Source organism: Streptomyces sp. NPDC110618 (assembly GCF_055657065.1).
On record NZ_JBVKBN010000005.1, the window covers coordinates 1 to 13,012 of the forward strand.

Annotated in this window: 14 protein-coding genes and 1 riboswitch; of the genes, 11 read left to right on the forward strand and 3 right to left on the reverse strand. The window is 69.1% G+C overall.

Features of this window, described 5'->3' with window-relative positions:
* The 3 genes from ACZ7L7_RS11070 to ACZ7L7_RS11080 all read left to right on the forward strand — a co-directional run.
* Positions 1-462 (forward strand): cbb3-type cytochrome c oxidase subunit I (locus ACZ7L7_RS11070; RefSeq protein ID WP_471428157.1); only part of this gene is annotated, 462 nt, incomplete at its 5' end.
* Positions 459-857, forward strand: a complete 399-nt coding sequence (locus tag ACZ7L7_RS11075) for a cytochrome c oxidase subunit 4 (protein ID WP_285513066.1) — start codon at positions 459-461, stop codon at positions 855-857. The genes ACZ7L7_RS11070 and ACZ7L7_RS11075, both read left to right, overlap by 4 nt.
* Positions 858-988: 131 nt before the next feature.
* Entirely contained in the window at positions 989-2,245 is a 1,257-nt protein-coding gene (locus ACZ7L7_RS11080; RefSeq protein ID WP_471428159.1) for a L,D-transpeptidase, read from the forward strand.
* 19 nt (positions 2,246-2,264) lie between these two features.
* On the opposite strand, the gene ACZ7L7_RS11085 is transcribed toward ACZ7L7_RS11080, so the two are convergent.
* Positions 2,265-2,666 carry a response regulator gene (locus ACZ7L7_RS11085; RefSeq protein ID WP_093718586.1) on the reverse strand — a complete coding sequence of 134 codons (402 nt, stop codon included), beginning with the start codon at positions 2,664-2,666 and terminating at the stop codon, positions 2,265-2,267.
* Between the two features lie 145 nt (positions 2,667-2,811).
* Here ACZ7L7_RS11085 and ctaE point away from each other — a divergent pair, with 145 nt between their 5' ends.
* The 6 genes from ctaE (at position 2,812) to ACZ7L7_RS11115 (ending at position 9,943) form a co-directional block, all read left to right on the forward strand.
* Positions 2,812-3,432, forward strand: coding sequence for an aa3-type cytochrome oxidase subunit III (gene ctaE, locus ACZ7L7_RS11090; RefSeq protein ID WP_093718585.1), 621 nt, complete (start codon positions 2,812-2,814; stop codon positions 3,430-3,432).
* 88 nt (positions 3,433-3,520) lie between these two features.
* Positions 3,521-4,333, forward strand: coding sequence for a cytochrome bc1 complex diheme cytochrome c subunit (gene qcrC / locus ACZ7L7_RS11095; RefSeq protein ID WP_093718584.1), 813 nt, complete (start codon positions 3,521-3,523; stop codon positions 4,331-4,333).
* Entirely contained in the window at positions 4,330-5,385 is a 1,056-nt protein-coding gene (gene qcrA / locus ACZ7L7_RS11100) for a cytochrome bc1 complex Rieske iron-sulfur subunit (protein WP_093718583.1), read from the forward strand. The genes qcrC and qcrA overlap by 4 nt, the downstream gene beginning before the upstream one ends.
* A complete protein-coding gene (gene qcrB, locus ACZ7L7_RS11105; protein ID WP_285513071.1) occupies positions 5,382-7,019 on the forward strand; it encodes a cytochrome bc1 complex cytochrome b subunit in 1,638 nt (545 codons plus the stop codon). Before qcrA ends, qcrB begins: the two co-directional genes overlap by 4 nt.
* A 144-nt stretch (positions 7,020-7,163) precedes the next feature.
* Positions 7,164-8,228: an anthranilate phosphoribosyltransferase gene (gene trpD / locus ACZ7L7_RS11110; protein ID WP_471592290.1), complete on the forward strand. Its 1,065-nt coding sequence runs from the start codon at positions 7,164-7,166 to the stop codon at positions 8,226-8,228.
* An 84-nt stretch (positions 8,229-8,312) separates the two neighbouring features.
* Positions 8,313-8,429: riboswitch (SAM riboswitch) on the forward strand.
* A 152-nt stretch (positions 8,430-8,581) separates the two neighbouring features.
* The gene (locus ACZ7L7_RS11115; RefSeq protein WP_472075624.1) at positions 8,582-9,943 is read left to right on the forward strand and encodes an aminotransferase class V-fold PLP-dependent enzyme; all 1,362 of its coding nucleotides are present in this window, start codon (positions 8,582-8,584) and stop codon (positions 9,941-9,943) included.
* Between the two features lie 46 nt (positions 9,944-9,989).
* Here the strand turns inward: ACZ7L7_RS11115 and ACZ7L7_RS11120 are convergent, their stop codons facing one another.
* Together ACZ7L7_RS11120 and ACZ7L7_RS11125 are read right to left on the reverse strand one after the other, a co-directional pair.
* Positions 9,990-10,271 carry an Lrp/AsnC family transcriptional regulator gene (locus tag ACZ7L7_RS11120; RefSeq protein ID WP_015661006.1) on the reverse strand — a complete coding sequence of 94 codons (282 nt, stop codon included), beginning with the start codon at positions 10,269-10,271 and terminating at the stop codon, positions 9,990-9,992.
* The gene (locus tag ACZ7L7_RS11125; RefSeq protein WP_285513074.1) at positions 10,268-11,002 is read right to left on the reverse strand and encodes a rhomboid family intramembrane serine protease; all 735 of its coding nucleotides are present in this window, start codon (positions 11,000-11,002) and stop codon (positions 10,268-10,270) included. Before ACZ7L7_RS11125 ends, ACZ7L7_RS11120 begins: the two co-directional genes overlap by 4 nt.
* 154 nt (positions 11,003-11,156) lie before the next feature.
* Between ACZ7L7_RS11125 and ACZ7L7_RS11130 the strand changes: the two genes are divergently transcribed.
* Both ACZ7L7_RS11130 and ACZ7L7_RS11135 read left to right on the forward strand, forming a co-directional pair.
* Positions 11,157-11,396 (forward strand): hypothetical protein, encoded by a 240-nt coding sequence (locus tag ACZ7L7_RS11130; RefSeq protein ID WP_055541554.1) that lies wholly within the window; start codon positions 11,157-11,159, stop codon positions 11,394-11,396.
* A gap of 70 nt (positions 11,397-11,466) precedes the next feature.
* A complete protein-coding gene (locus tag ACZ7L7_RS11135) occupies positions 11,467-12,810 on the forward strand; it encodes an NYN domain-containing protein (RefSeq protein WP_453604561.1) in 1,344 nt (447 codons plus the stop codon).
* Positions 12,811-13,012 lie beyond the last annotated feature (202 nt).

Consider the following 13,012-nt stretch of genomic DNA (forward strand, 5'->3'; position numbering starts at 1 on the left):
ACCGGCAAGATGCTCGACGAGCGGCTCGGCAAGATCACCTTCTGGACGCTGTTCTTCGGCTTCCACGGCACCTTCCTCGTCCAGCACTGGCTGGGCGCCGAGGGCATGCCGCGCCGGTACGCGGACTACCTCGCGGCCGACGGCTTCACCGCCCTGAACACGATCTCGACGATCAGCTCCTTCGTCCTCGGCCTGTCGCTCCTGCCGTTCTTCTACAACGTCTGGAAGACCGCCAAGTACGGCAAGAAGATCGAGGTCGACGACCCGTGGGGCTACGGCCGTTCGCTGGAGTGGGCCACCTCGTGCCCGCCCCCGCGGCACAACTTCCTCACCCTGCCGCGGATCCGCAGCGAATCCCCGGCGTTCGACCTGCACCACCCTGAGATCGCCGCTCTCGACCAGCTTGAGAACGCCCCTCACGGTGACAAGGCCCTGGCTGGCGGCAAGGAGGCCGGCAAGTGAAGATCCAAGGCAGGATGTTCATCTGGCTGAGCGTCTTCGTCCTCGCCATGGCGATCGTCTATGGCGTGTGGTCGAAGGAGCCAGCCGGTACGACGGCCCTCTTCCTGGCCTTCGGCCTGTGCATCATGGTCGGCTTCTACCTGGGCTTCACCGCCCGGCGGGTCGACGTGGGCGCCCAGGACAACAAGAACGCCGATGTGGCGGACGACGCCGGCGAGGTCGGGTTCTTCAGCCCGCACAGCTGGCAGCCGCTCGCCCTCGCCCTGGGCGGCGCGCTCGCCTTCCTCTCGGTCGCCATCGGCTGGTGGCTGATGTACTTCTCGGCCCCGATCATCCTGGTCGGTATCTGGGGCTGGGTCTTCGAGTACTACCGCGGTGAGAACCGCACCCAGTAACACGCGCCGAGCGCTCTGGAGCCCGGACACTCCGACAGGAGGGTCCGGGCTCCCCCTTTTGCCGCGCGTTTGGTCACTCGTACGGATTGCCCGGCGCGCCGCCCTTGACGCGGCTCCCTAGCGTCAACTCCATGAACACACATCCGCGCACCCGCACCGTCGTCGGATGCACGCTGCTGGTGATCGCGCTCGGCGCGAGCGGCACGGCGTGCGGCGGTGACGGCAACCCGCTGTCCGCCGCGCCCTACGACGCGGCGGACCAGATCGCCTTCAACGCCCCCACCGGGGACGGGAAGAAGGCCGACCCGGACAAGCCCCTGGAGGTCACCGCCGAGGACGGACGCATCACGGACGTCACCGCCAAGGACGCCACAGGGCGCCACGTCAGCGGCGAACTCTCCGCCGACGGCCGCCGGTGGCACAGCACCTCCCCGCTGGCCGCCGACGCCCGTTACACGGTCCGGGTGTCCACCGAGGACGAGGACGGCGCCCCCGGCCGCCGCCTGATCACCTTCGACACCGGCAAGCCGCTCACCAAGAAGCGGCTGAACATCACCTTCGGCCCCAAGTCGGGCACGTACGGCGTGGGCCAGCCGATAACCGCCGAACTGAGCAAGCCGGTCAAGGACCCGGCCCAGCGCGCCGCCGTGGAACGCGGCCTGAGGGTCGAGTCGGTACCCGCCGTCGAGGGCGCCTGGCACTGGGTGGACGACAAGAAGCTGCACTACCGGCCCAAGGAGTACTGGCCGACCCACGCCACCATCCGGGTACGCAGCGAGCTGGCCGGCGTCAGGATCAGCGACCGGCTCCGGGGCGGCAAGGCCAGGCCGCTGCGCCTCACCACCGGGGACAAGGTCGTCGCCGTCACGGACGCCGCCACGCACTGGATGACGGTCTACCGCAACGGCGAGGAGATCAACTCCATCCCGGTCACCACCGGCAAGCCGGGCTTCGAGACCCGCAACGGCGTCAAGGTGGTGCTGGCCAAGGAGTACTTCGTACGGATGCGCGGTACCAGCATCGGCATCGCGGAGGGCTCGGCGGAGTCGTACGACCTGCCGGTCTACTACGCGACCCGGGTCACCTGGAGCGGCGAGTACGTGCACGCCGCCCCGTGGTCGGTCGGCTCCCAGGGCGCCGCCAACGTCAGCCACGGCTGCACCGGTATGAGCACCGACAACGCGGCCTGGTTCTTCAAGAACGTGCGCGAGGGCGACCTGGTCAAGGTGGTCAACTCCTACGGCGACACCATGGAACCCTTCGGCAACGGCTTCGGGGACTGGAACATCGACTGGCGGAAGTGGCGCAAGGGCAGCGCCCTGGTGGGCGGTACGCCCGAGACCCCGAAGCCGGAGCAGGTGGCCAGACTGCGGCCGGCGGCGGTCTGAGCACCCCCGGCCGCCCGTACTAGGCGCTCTGCAGCCGCTGGGTGCGCAGCAGGGAGGCCAGGGCGGAGGCGAACTCCACCGGGTCCACCGGGTGCGTCACCGCCGCCTCCGCGCGGCTCCAGGTGGCCAGCCAGGCGTCCTGCGGGCGCCCGATGAGCAGCAGCACCGGCGGGCAGTTGAACACCTCGTCCTTGATCTGACGGCACATCCCCATGCCCCCCATGGGCACGGCCTCGCCGTCCAGGACGCAGACGTCGATACCGCCCTTGTCCAGCTCCTTCAGCACGGCGGCCGGGGTCGCGCACTCCACGAACTCGACCAGCGGGACATCGGGAGCGGGCCGCCTGCCGGTGGCCAGCCGCACCTGCTCGCGGGTGTTGGAGTCGTCGCTGTAGACCAGCACCGTGGCGGTCGGCCGCATGGTTCCTCCGTGACGTCAGCGTCGTAAGGACAAGCCCGTTGAGGCGGATGCTACTCCCTTGAACACCACGTCAACACCGGTATGGAGCAGGGAGACACTCCGAACGGCACCCCCCGGAGTGAGGGCGGGATAAGCGACCGACATAATGTCGGTCGTGGCGACAGCAACGACAGTAGAAACCGGGCACGCGCACCCGTCGGTCAATCGGCCGAACCTCACCAGCGTCGGAACCATCATCTGGCTGAGTTCCGAGCTGATGTTCTTCGCGGCCCTCTTCGCGATGTACTTCACCCTTCGATCGGTGACCGGAGCCGAGTTCTGGAAGGAGAAGGCAGACTTCCTGAACTTCCCCTTCTCGGCGACCAACACCACGATCCTGGTGCTCTCCTCCCTCACCTGCCAGCTCGGCGTGTTCGCCGCCGAGCGCGGTGACGTGAAGAAGCTCCGGATGTGGTTCATCGTCACCTTCGTCATGGGTGCGATCTTCATCGGTGGCCAGGTCTACGAGTACACCGAGCTGGTGAAGCACGAGGGCCTCTCGCTCTCCTCGGATCCGTACGGCTCGGTCTTCTACCTGACCACCGGCTTCCACGGCCTGCACGTGACGGGTGGCCTCATCGCCTTCCTGCTGGTCCTCGGCCGTACGTACGCGGCCAAGAGGTTCACTCATGAGCAGGCGACCGCCGCCATCGTCGTGTCCTACTACTGGCACTTCGTCGATGTCGTCTGGATCGGCCTCTTCGCCACGATCTACATGATCAAGTAGCCGGGCCCGTCCCGAGCGCTGCGAGCAGGCACGCGAGCAGCACATCCCAGAAGCATCGACGCAGAAGATCCTGACACCGGGGTAATCCGTGAAAAAGCTCTCCGCACGACGACGCCATCCGCTGGCGGCGGTCGTCGTCCTACTCCTCGCGCTGGCGGCCACTGGGGGGCTGTACGCCTTTGTCGCGCCCACGGGCAAGGCGCAGGCCGATGAAACCGCCCAGTCTCTCGCCATCGACGAGGGTAAGAAGCTCTACGCCGTCGGCTGCGCCAGCTGCCACGGAACCGGCGGTCAGGGCACCTCCGACGGCCCGAGCCTGGTGGGCGTCGGCGCCGCGGCCGTGGACTTCCAGGTGGGCACCGGCCGTATGCCGGCGGCGACCTCCCAGGGCGCCCAGGTGCCGCGGAAGGACGTTGTCTACACGCAGGCCGAGATCGACCAGCTCGCGGCGTACATCGCCTCGCTGGGCGCCGGTCCGAACATTCCGACCGAGGCGGAGTACGGCCCCGAGGGTGCCGACATCGCCAAGGGTGGCGACCTGTTCCGCACCAACTGCGCGCAGTGCCACAACTTCACCGGCAAGGGTGGCGCGCTGACCCACGGCAAGTACGCGCCGTCCCTTGAGGGTGTCGACCCGAAGCACATCTACGAGGCCATGCAGACCGGCCCGCAGAACATGCCCTCCTTCCCCGACACGATCCTGTCGGAGCAGAACAAGAAGGACATCATCGCCTACCTCGACGCGGTCAACGGCGATGACACCGAGAGCCCCGGTGGTCTTGAGCTGGGCGGACTCGGTCCGGTCAGTGAGGGCCTGTTCGCCTGGGTCTTCGGACTCGGCGCGCTGATCGCGGTCGCCGTCTGGGTCGCCGCTCGGACCGCAAAGGCCAAGAAGTCATGAGTAGCCAAGACATTCCTGAAGAGAACCTGCCCGCAGCGCAGGACGCACACGGCGCGGTAGGCGTCGCGGACGACAAGGACCCGTTCGCGGACCCCGGTCTGCCGCCCCACGAGCACCGGATCCAGGACATCGACGAGCGGGCCGCCAAGCGGTCCGAGCGCACGGTCGCCCTGCTGTTCACGGTGTCGATGCTGGCCACCATCGGCTTCATCGCCTCCTACGTGGCGATCGACGCCGACCAGTCGGTCTACATCTGGCCGCTGGGTCACATCAGCGCGCTGAACTTCGCCCTCGGCATGACGCTCGGCGTCTCCCTGTTCTGCATCGGCGCGGGCGCGGTCCACTGGGCCCGCACGCTGATGTCGGACGTCGAGGTCGCCGAGGAGCGGCACCCGGTCGCCTCCGCCCCGGAGGTCAAGGCCAAGGTGCTGGCCGACTTCAAGGAGGGCGCCAAGGAGTCCGCGCTCGGCCGTCGCAAGCTGATCCGCAACACGATGTTCGGCGCGCTGGCCCTGTTCCCGCTCTCCGGTGTCGTCCTGCTGCGCGACCTCGGTCCGCTGCCCGGCACCAAGCTCCGCCACACCCTGTGGTCCAAGGGCAAGCTGCTCGTCAACATGAACACCAACGAGCCGCTGCGTCCCTCGGACGTCGTCGTCGGTTCCCTCACCTTCGCCAAGCCGGAGGGCCTGGAGGAGCACGACCACGACTTCCAGAAGGAGATCGCCAAGGCCGCCCTGATGATCGTCCGGATCCAGCCGGACAACATCAAGGACAAGCGCGAGCTTGAGTGGTCGCACGAGGGCATCGTGGCGTACTCGAAGATCTGCACCCACGTGGGTTGCCCGATCTCCCTGTACGAGCAGCAGACGCACCACGCCCTGTGCCCCTGCCACCAGTCCACCTTCGACCTGTCCGACGGTGCCCGAGTGATCTTCGGTCCCGCCGGTCACGCCCTGCCGCAGCTGCGCATCGGCGTGAACGACGAGGGGTACCTCGAAGCGCTCGGCGACTTCGAGGAGCCCGTCGGTCCTGCCTTCTGGGAGCGCGGATGAGCACTACAGAGACCACTGAGTCCCGCGCACGCGGGAAGGCACCGGCCGGCGAGCGCGTCGCCGACTGGGCCGACGGCCGGCTGGGCATCTACGGCCTGGCCAAGGCCAACATGCGCAAGATCTTCCCCGACCACTGGTCGTTCATGCTGGGCGAGGTCTGCCTCTACAGCTTCATCATCATCATCCTCACGGGTGTGTACCTGACGCTGTTCTTCCACCCGTCGATGAACGAGGTGGAGTACCACGGCAGCTACGTCCCGCTGCAGGGCCAGCTGATGTCGGAGGCGTTCAGCTCCACGCTGCACATCTCCTTCGACGTCCGTGGCGGTCTGCTCATCCGGCAGATCCACCACTGGGCCGCGCTGATCTTCCTCGCGGGCATGTTCGTGCACATGATGCGCGTCTTCTTCACCGGCGCGTTCCGCAAGCCGCGCGAGATCAACTGGGTCTTCGGCTTCCTGCTGTTCGTCCTCGGCATGTTCACCGGCTTCACCGGTTACTCGCTCCCCGACGACCTGCTCTCCGGAACCGGTGTCCGCTTCATGGAGGGCGCGGTCCTGTCCGTGCCGATCGTCGGCACCTACCTGGCGTTCTTCCTGTTCGGCGGGGAGTTCCCGGGCGGCGACTTCGTGGCGCGCTTCTACTCGGTCCACATCCTGCTGCTGCCGGGCATCATGCTCGGTCTGGTGGTCGGCCACCTGATCCTGGTCGTCTACCACAAGCACACGCAGTTCGCGGGTCCGGGCAAGACGAACAAGAACGTCGTCGGCATGCCGCTGCTGCCGGTCTACATGGCCAAGGCCGGAGGCTTCTTCTTCCTGGTCTTCGGTGTCATCGCGGTCATCTCGGCGATCGCCACGATCAACCCGATCTGGGCGCTCGGCCCGTACCGCCCGGACCAGGTGTCCACCGGCGCCCAGCCCGACTGGTACATGGGCTTCTCCGAGGGCCTGATCCGTGTCATGCCGGGCTGGGAGATCAACTTCTGGGGCCACACGCTCGTCCTGGGCGTGTTCATCCCGCTGATGATCTTCCCGCTGGTCCTGGTCGCGATCGCGGTCTACCCGTTCATCGAGTCCTGGGTCACCGGCGACAAGCGCGAGCACCACATCCTGGACCGCCCGCGTAACGCCCCGACCCGCACCGCCTTCGGTGTCGCCTGGATCACCTGGTACATGATCCTGCTGATCGGTGGTGGAAACGACCTGTGGGCCACCCACTTCCACCTGTCGATCAACTCGATCACCTGGTTCGTCCGGATCGCGTTCTTCGTCGGCCCGGTCCTCGCCTTCATCGTCACCAAGCGGATCTGCCTCGGCCTGCAGCGCCGGGACAAGGAGAAGGTGCTGCACGGACGCGAGTCCGGCATCATCAAGCGCCTGCCGCACGGTGAGTTCATCGAGGTGCACGAGCCGCTCAGCCAGGACGCGCTGCACACCCTCACCGCGCACGAGCAGTACAAGCCGGTCGAGATCGGCCCGACGGTCGACGAGAACGGCGTCGAGCGCAAGGTGAAGGGCACCGAGAAGCTGCGCGCCAAGCTCAGCAAGGCGTACTTCGGCGAGGAGTCCCAGATTCCGAAGCCGACCGTCGAGGAGTACAAGGAGATCACGAGCGGCCACGGCCACCACTGATCGCTGCGCTCGCCACGCGCGGTAGAAGGGCCCCCGTCCGGTGTTCGGACGGGGGCCCTTCTCCGTGCCCCCGGCTGGATAGGGTGGGAGCACAACCCCGTGTACCGGGGCGGACACTCTGCTACGACATTCAGGAGCGGCCTTATGAGCGCTGTGACCCCCGCTGGAGGCGACACCGCGGCGGGCCGCTCCTGGCCCCTGCTGCTGAACGGTCTGCTGGAGGGGCGGGACCTCGGCGCCGACGACACGGCCTGGGCGATGGACCTGATCATGCGGGGCGAGGCGACCGACGCGCAGATCGCCGGGTTCGTGGTGGCGCTGCGGGCCAAGGGCGAGACGGTGGAGGAGATCACCGGTTTCGTCCGCACGATGTACCAGCACGCGAACGTCATCGAGGTGTCCGGCGACACCGTCGACATCGTCGGCACGGGCGGCGACGGCGCCAAGACCGTCAACATCTCCACCATGTCCGCGATCGTGGTGGCCGGCGCGGGCGCCAAGGTCGTCAAGCACGGCAACCGGGCGGCCTCCTCCGCCTCCGGCTCCTCGGACGTGCTGGAGAAGCTCGGGGTCAATCTGGAACTGCCGGTGGCCCGGGTGCCCGAGGTGGCCGAGGAGGCCGGGATCACCTTCTGCTTCGCGGCCAAGTTCCACCCGGCGATGCGTCACGCGGGCGCCGCGCGCGGGCAGTTGGGCATCCGGACCGTCTTCAATGTGCTCGGCCCGCTCACCAACCCGGCCCGGGTGCGGGCGCAGGCGGTCGGCGTCGCCGATCCGCGGATGGCGCCGATCGTGGCGGGCGTGTTCGCCGAACGCGGCAACTCCTCGCTGGTGTTCCGCGGCGACGACGGCCTCGACGAGCTGACCACCACCTCGACCTCCCGGGTCTGGGTCGTCCGCGACGGCAAGGTCAGCGAGGAGACCTTCGACCCGCGCGAGGTCGGCATCGACCTCGTCCCGGTGGAGGCGCTGCGCGGCGCGGACGCCTCGTACAACGCCGATGTGGCCCGGCGCCTGCTGAACGGCGAGACGGGTCCCGTCCGGGACGCCGTCCTGCTCAACTCGGCCGCCGCCCTGGTGGCCCTGCACCCCACCGGGGAGCCGCTGACCGAGCAGATCCGCGCCGGTATGGCGAAGGCGGCGGAGTCGATCGACTCGGGGGCCGCCAAGCGGACCCTGGAGCGCTGGGTCGCCGCCAGCAACGCGTAGGCGCTTCGGCGTTCGACGTCCGCCGTCCCGCAATCCGGACTCGGGTTGCGGGACGGCGATCTTTTGCCCTAGGTTCCTGTACCAGGTCATGAGTGACAGTCATGAGGCCCCGGCCGACTGTCCGGCAACCCTCCGTCCGTGGCGGGGTGCCCCGGGTGAAGACCAGGTCGTAGGCAGCGAGGTCTACGGCAAGCGCGGACCCCTCTCGAAACCCAGGGGTCCTGGTCGTTCGAGGGAGTCTTCCGTGAGCAAGCGAATGCGATAGGGCCGCCGAGCCCCGCCTCCGCGTACCCCCTTTCCTTCCTTCTCTGCGCGCTGCGCTCTGCGCGCCGTCCTTTCACGGGAGCTTCGCCATGTCCGTCCTCACCGCTGCCTCCGCTCAGTCCGTTTGTGCCCAGCTGCCCGTTCTGGGGCGGGATGTCACCGTCCCGCTCGTCACCGGCGGCGAGGTCACCTACGCCGCGCTCGACTACGCCGCCAGCGCCCCCGCGCTGCAGCGCGTCTGGGACGACGTGGCCGCCTACGCGCCGTACTACGGCAGCGTTCACCGGGGCGCCGGGTACCTCTCGCAGCTCTCGACCGACCAGTTCGAGAACGCCCGGAAGACCGTCGCGGAGTTCCTCGACTGCCGTGCCGACGACCAGCTGGTCTTCACCCGGTCCACCACCGACTCGCTGAACCTGCTCGCCGCCGTGCTGCCGGCCGGCTGCCAGGTCTTCGTCTTCGAGACCGAGCACCACGCCTCGCTGCTGCCCTGGCAGGACGCCGAGGTCACCTACCTGGACGCGCCGCGCGCCCCCGAGCAGGCCGTGGCCACCCTGGAGCGCGCCCTCGCCGACCGCGACCCCCACGGACCGGCCCTGGTCTGCGTCACCGGTGCCTCCAACGTCACCGGCGAGCTGTGGCCGGTGCGGGAGCTGGCCGCCGCCGCGCACGCGCACGGCGCCCGGATCGTCCTCGACGCCGCCCAGCTCGCCCCGCATCACCCGGTCTCCGTCCAGGACCTCGACGTCGACTGGGTCGCCTTCTCCGGGCACAAGCTCTACGCGCCCTTCGGCTCCGGAGTGCTCGCGGGCCGCGCCGACTGGCTGCGCGAGGCCCGGCCGTACCTCGCGGGCGGCGGTGCCAGCCGCAAGGTGACCCGGCGTACGGACGGGGGAGTGGACGTCGAGTGGCACGAGAGCGCCGCGCGGCACGAGGCGGGCTCCCCGAACGTCATCGGCGCCTACTCCATCGCCTCGGCCTGCAAGGCCCTCACGGAGGCCGGGTTCGACACCCTGGTGGCCCGCGAGCGGTACCTGATCGAGAAGGTCCGCCAGGGGCTCGCGGACGTGCCGGAGGTCCGCTTCCTCTCCCTCTTCGGCGACGACGCCCCGCGCGTGGGTGTGCTGTCCTTCGTCGTCGAGGGCTGGAACAGCTCCCACTTCGCCGCCGCGCTCTCCGCCGAGTACGGCATCGGCGTCCGCGACGGCCTGTTCTGCGCCCACCCCCTGGTGCGCACCCTGCTCGGCAGCGACCCGCAGACCCTGGGCGAGTGCGGCGCCCCCGAGGCGGCCCCCGGCGAGAAGTCCCTCAACGCCATCCGCGTCAGCTTCGGCGCCGGCACCCCCGACGAACACGTGGACCGCTTCGTCACCGCGGCCCGCGAACTGGTCCGCGACGGCGCCAAGTGGAACTACCGCACCGAGGACGGGCGTTGCGTGCCGGCGGTCTGACCGACCCGCGCGCGGGGGGCGGCGCGGCTGCCCCCCGCCGTACGCCCTAGCCGTCCAGGCCGATCGAGAACGCGGCCTCCAGGTCGTGCTGGGAGTACGTCCTGAAGGCCACGTGGGTGTCCGTGCCCTCGACGCCGGGGATCTTGCTGATGCGGCCGGGGATGACCTCGGCGAGGTCCTCGTGCTCCTTGACCCGGACCATGGCGATCAGGTCGTAGGTGCCGGTGACGGAGAAGACCTCGCTCACGCTGTCCAGCGAAGCGATCTGCTCCGCGATCTCGGGGATCCGGTCCACGCTGGTCTTGATGAGGACGATCGCAGTGATCACGGCTGTTTCTCTCCCTGGGGGGCCGGCGTCGCAGGCGTCGGCCTCACTCTAGTCGTACGGCCGAACCGCACCCAGGCGAAGCCGCACCCCAGGCCGAAGCCCACGAGATGGGCCAGGTAGGCCACTCCGGGGCCGCTCGTGGCCTGTCCCGCCGCCAGCCACTGCAGGGCCGCCCAGAAGGGCAGCACGACCCACGCGGGGAAGCGCAGGGGCAGGAAGAGGAGGAAGGGCAGCAGACTGGTCACCCGGGCCCGCGGGAACAGCGCCAGGAAGGCGCCGAGCACCGCCGAGATCGCCCCGGACGCCCCGACCAGTGACTGTTCGGAGTCGGCGTTGGCGGCCGCGTAGCCGAGCAGGGCGAGATAGCCGCAGCCCAGGTAGAAGAGGAGGTACTGGAAGCGGCCCATGCGCTCCTCGGTCATCACGCCGAAGACGTAGAGGAAGAGCATGTTGCCCAGCAGGTGCACCCAGCTGCCGTGCACGAACAGCGCGGTCGCCGGGGTGAGCGCGGCCCGCGCCTCGCCCTCGAACAGCACCGCCGGGACCACCCCCCAGCGCCGGAAGTAGGCCCGCTGGGTCGCGATCAGCTCCTCCCCGGTGCCGTACCCCGGGTTCAGCCCCGAGGCGGGCCCCATCAGGAAGATCAGTGTGCACAGCCCGATCAGTGCGTAGGTGACCGGTGCGGACGGCATCCGCAGTCCTCTGGCCGTGCTGCTCCACTTGCTGATCATGAACACAGAGCATGACGTAAAGGGAGCAACTCTGACAGAGTGCCTCGCCGCCGTGGACAGCCGAGCGGCGAGTCGCGCACAGGCCGTAGGGTTACGAGCCATACACACCGGGATGCCGGTGGGTCACCGACACTGGAAGGAAAGAACGGTCGAGATGACGGTTCCCCTGCCGACCGCCACCACGCGGTGGCGCTGCACGCTCTGCGGCAACCTCACCCGCTTCGATGTGACGCGCTCGTCGAAGGTCGTCGAGTACGTCCACCTCGACCTCGCCGGTGAGCCCAAGGTCGAGGAGCGCGAGGTGGTCAGTGAGACCATCGAGTCGGTGCGCTGCCGCTGGTGCAACGCCGTGGACCAGGTGGAACTCGTGGACAGGCCGGGCGCCGGCTCCTGAGCGGGAGCGGGCCCCGTTCGGGTGATCCCCTCAGCCGGGGGATCCCGCACAGGTATTGGGGTGACGACGGATGGTGGAGACCGCAGGCGGGGGGCCGGGCGACGGCGCCGCTGAGGTGCTCGACCGTCCGTTGCCCGACGGCGTGCGCAAGCGGGTCGTCCAGATCGTCTCGGACGGTTTCGGCCAGTTGACGATCGGCGAACTGCCCGCACAGCTGCGGCAGTACGCCCGGTTCGCCCCGAACCGCCGCGCCAAGTTCGCCGGGAACGCGATGGCCGCCGCCCTGGAGACCGATCCGCTCTTCCGCCAGCGGATCGGGGAGAAGCTCAGAGAGGCGCAGCCGGAACTCGCCGGCGCCCTGGACTCCGGCTCGCCGCCCCCGGCCGCGGACCCGCTCGATGTGGCGGCCGCGGCCTATGTGCTGCGGCCCACCGACTGGGTGAAGCTGGTTACCGCGGCCGGCGAGGAGGCCCAGCGGGCGGACGCCGAGCGCGCCGACGAGGAGAGCCGGGCCGAGCTGGAGCGGCTGCGCGCCGAACTCGCCCAGGCGCGGGAGCAGGTCCGCACCGAGACCGAACGGCTGCGCACCGAGCTGGACGCGGCCAAGAAGGAAGCCGAATCGCTTCACCGCAAACTGCGCGCCGCCCAGAGCGACGTCAAGCGCGGTGAGGCGGCGCTGCGCAAGGCGCACGGCGAGATCGAGGCGGTGCGCGCCGAGGCGCAGGGGCAGGTGTCGGCGGCCGAGAGCGAGACCCGGCGGCTGAAGTCCCGGCTCGGGGAGGCCGAGGCCGCTCTGGAGGCCACCCGCAGAGCGGCGCGGGAGGGCCGCAGCGTGGAGGACATGCGGGTACGGCTGCTGCTGGACACCCTCCTGGACGCCACTCAAGGGCTGCGCCGGGAGCTGGCGTTGCCACCGGTGTCGGTGCGTCCGGCGGAGACCGTGGACGCGGTCGAACCGGGACGTATGACCCCGAAGGACATCGCCGCCCGCGCGCTGTCCGAGCACGATCCGGCCATCCTCGACCAGTTGCTCGCCCTGCCCCAGGCGCATCTGGTGGTCGACGGCTACAACGTCACCAAGACCGGCTATCCCCAGATGCCGCTGGAGAAGCAGCGGCTCAGACTCCTCGGCCAGCTCTCCCAGCTCGCCGCGCAGACCGGCGCCGAGGTGACCTGTGTCTTCGACGGGGCGGAGCTGGCCGCGCCGGTGCTGCTGGCGCCGCCGCGCGGGGTGCGGGTGCTGTTCTCCAAGCCCGGGGTGACGGCGGACGAGCTGATCCGCCAGCTGGTGCGGGCGGAGCCGCCGGGGCGTCCGGTCATCGTCGTCTCGACCGATCGCGAGGTGGCCGACGGCATCGCCAAGGCGGGCGCCCGGCCGGTGGCTTCTGCGGTGCTTCTGAAGCGACTGTCCTGAAGGTCAACGTAGAGCGGTAATGCCCGAATTGGCGGGTGTGTCACGCAACCCAGCGTCAAGTGGCTATCACGGCACGTGGGTTGAAGGTAAAGAATCCGGGCTAAGGGCGGGATAAATCGCCCAGGGATTTGAACTCATCACAGCGGTATCACTAGGGTCTGCCTTCGAACCTTCGATCGGAAGATCACTGAGAAGAAGGAGT

Coding starts and splice junctions, on each gene's coding strand:
- ACZ7L7_RS11130 (WP_055541554.1), top strand. CDS start 11,157: ATGACGGTTCCCCTGCCGACCGCCACCACGCGGTGGCGCTGCACGCTC.
- qcrB (WP_285513071.1), top strand. CDS start 5,382: ATGAGCACTACAGAGACCACTGAGTCCCGCGCACGCGGGAAGGCACCG.
- qcrA (WP_093718583.1), top strand. CDS start 4,330: ATGAGTAGCCAAGACATTCCTGAAGAGAACCTGCCCGCAGCGCAGGAC.
- ACZ7L7_RS11080 (WP_471428159.1), top strand. CDS start 989: ATGAACACACATCCGCGCACCCGCACCGTCGTCGGATGCACGCTGCTG.
- ACZ7L7_RS11125 (WP_285513074.1), bottom strand. CDS start 11,002: ATGATCAGCAAGTGGAGCAGCACGGCCAGAGGACTGCGGATGCCGTCC.
- ACZ7L7_RS11115 (WP_472075624.1), top strand. CDS start 8,582: ATGTCCGTCCTCACCGCTGCCTCCGCTCAGTCCGTTTGTGCCCAGCTG.
- ctaE (WP_093718585.1), top strand. CDS start 2,812: ATGTCGGTCGTGGCGACAGCAACGACAGTAGAAACCGGGCACGCGCAC.
- trpD (WP_471592290.1), top strand. CDS start 7,164: ATGAGCGCTGTGACCCCCGCTGGAGGCGACACCGCGGCGGGCCGCTCC.
- ACZ7L7_RS11135 (WP_453604561.1), top strand. CDS start 11,467: ATGGTGGAGACCGCAGGCGGGGGGCCGGGCGACGGCGCCGCTGAGGTG.
- ACZ7L7_RS11085 (WP_093718586.1), bottom strand. CDS start 2,666: ATGCGGCCGACCGCCACGGTGCTGGTCTACAGCGACGACTCCAACACC.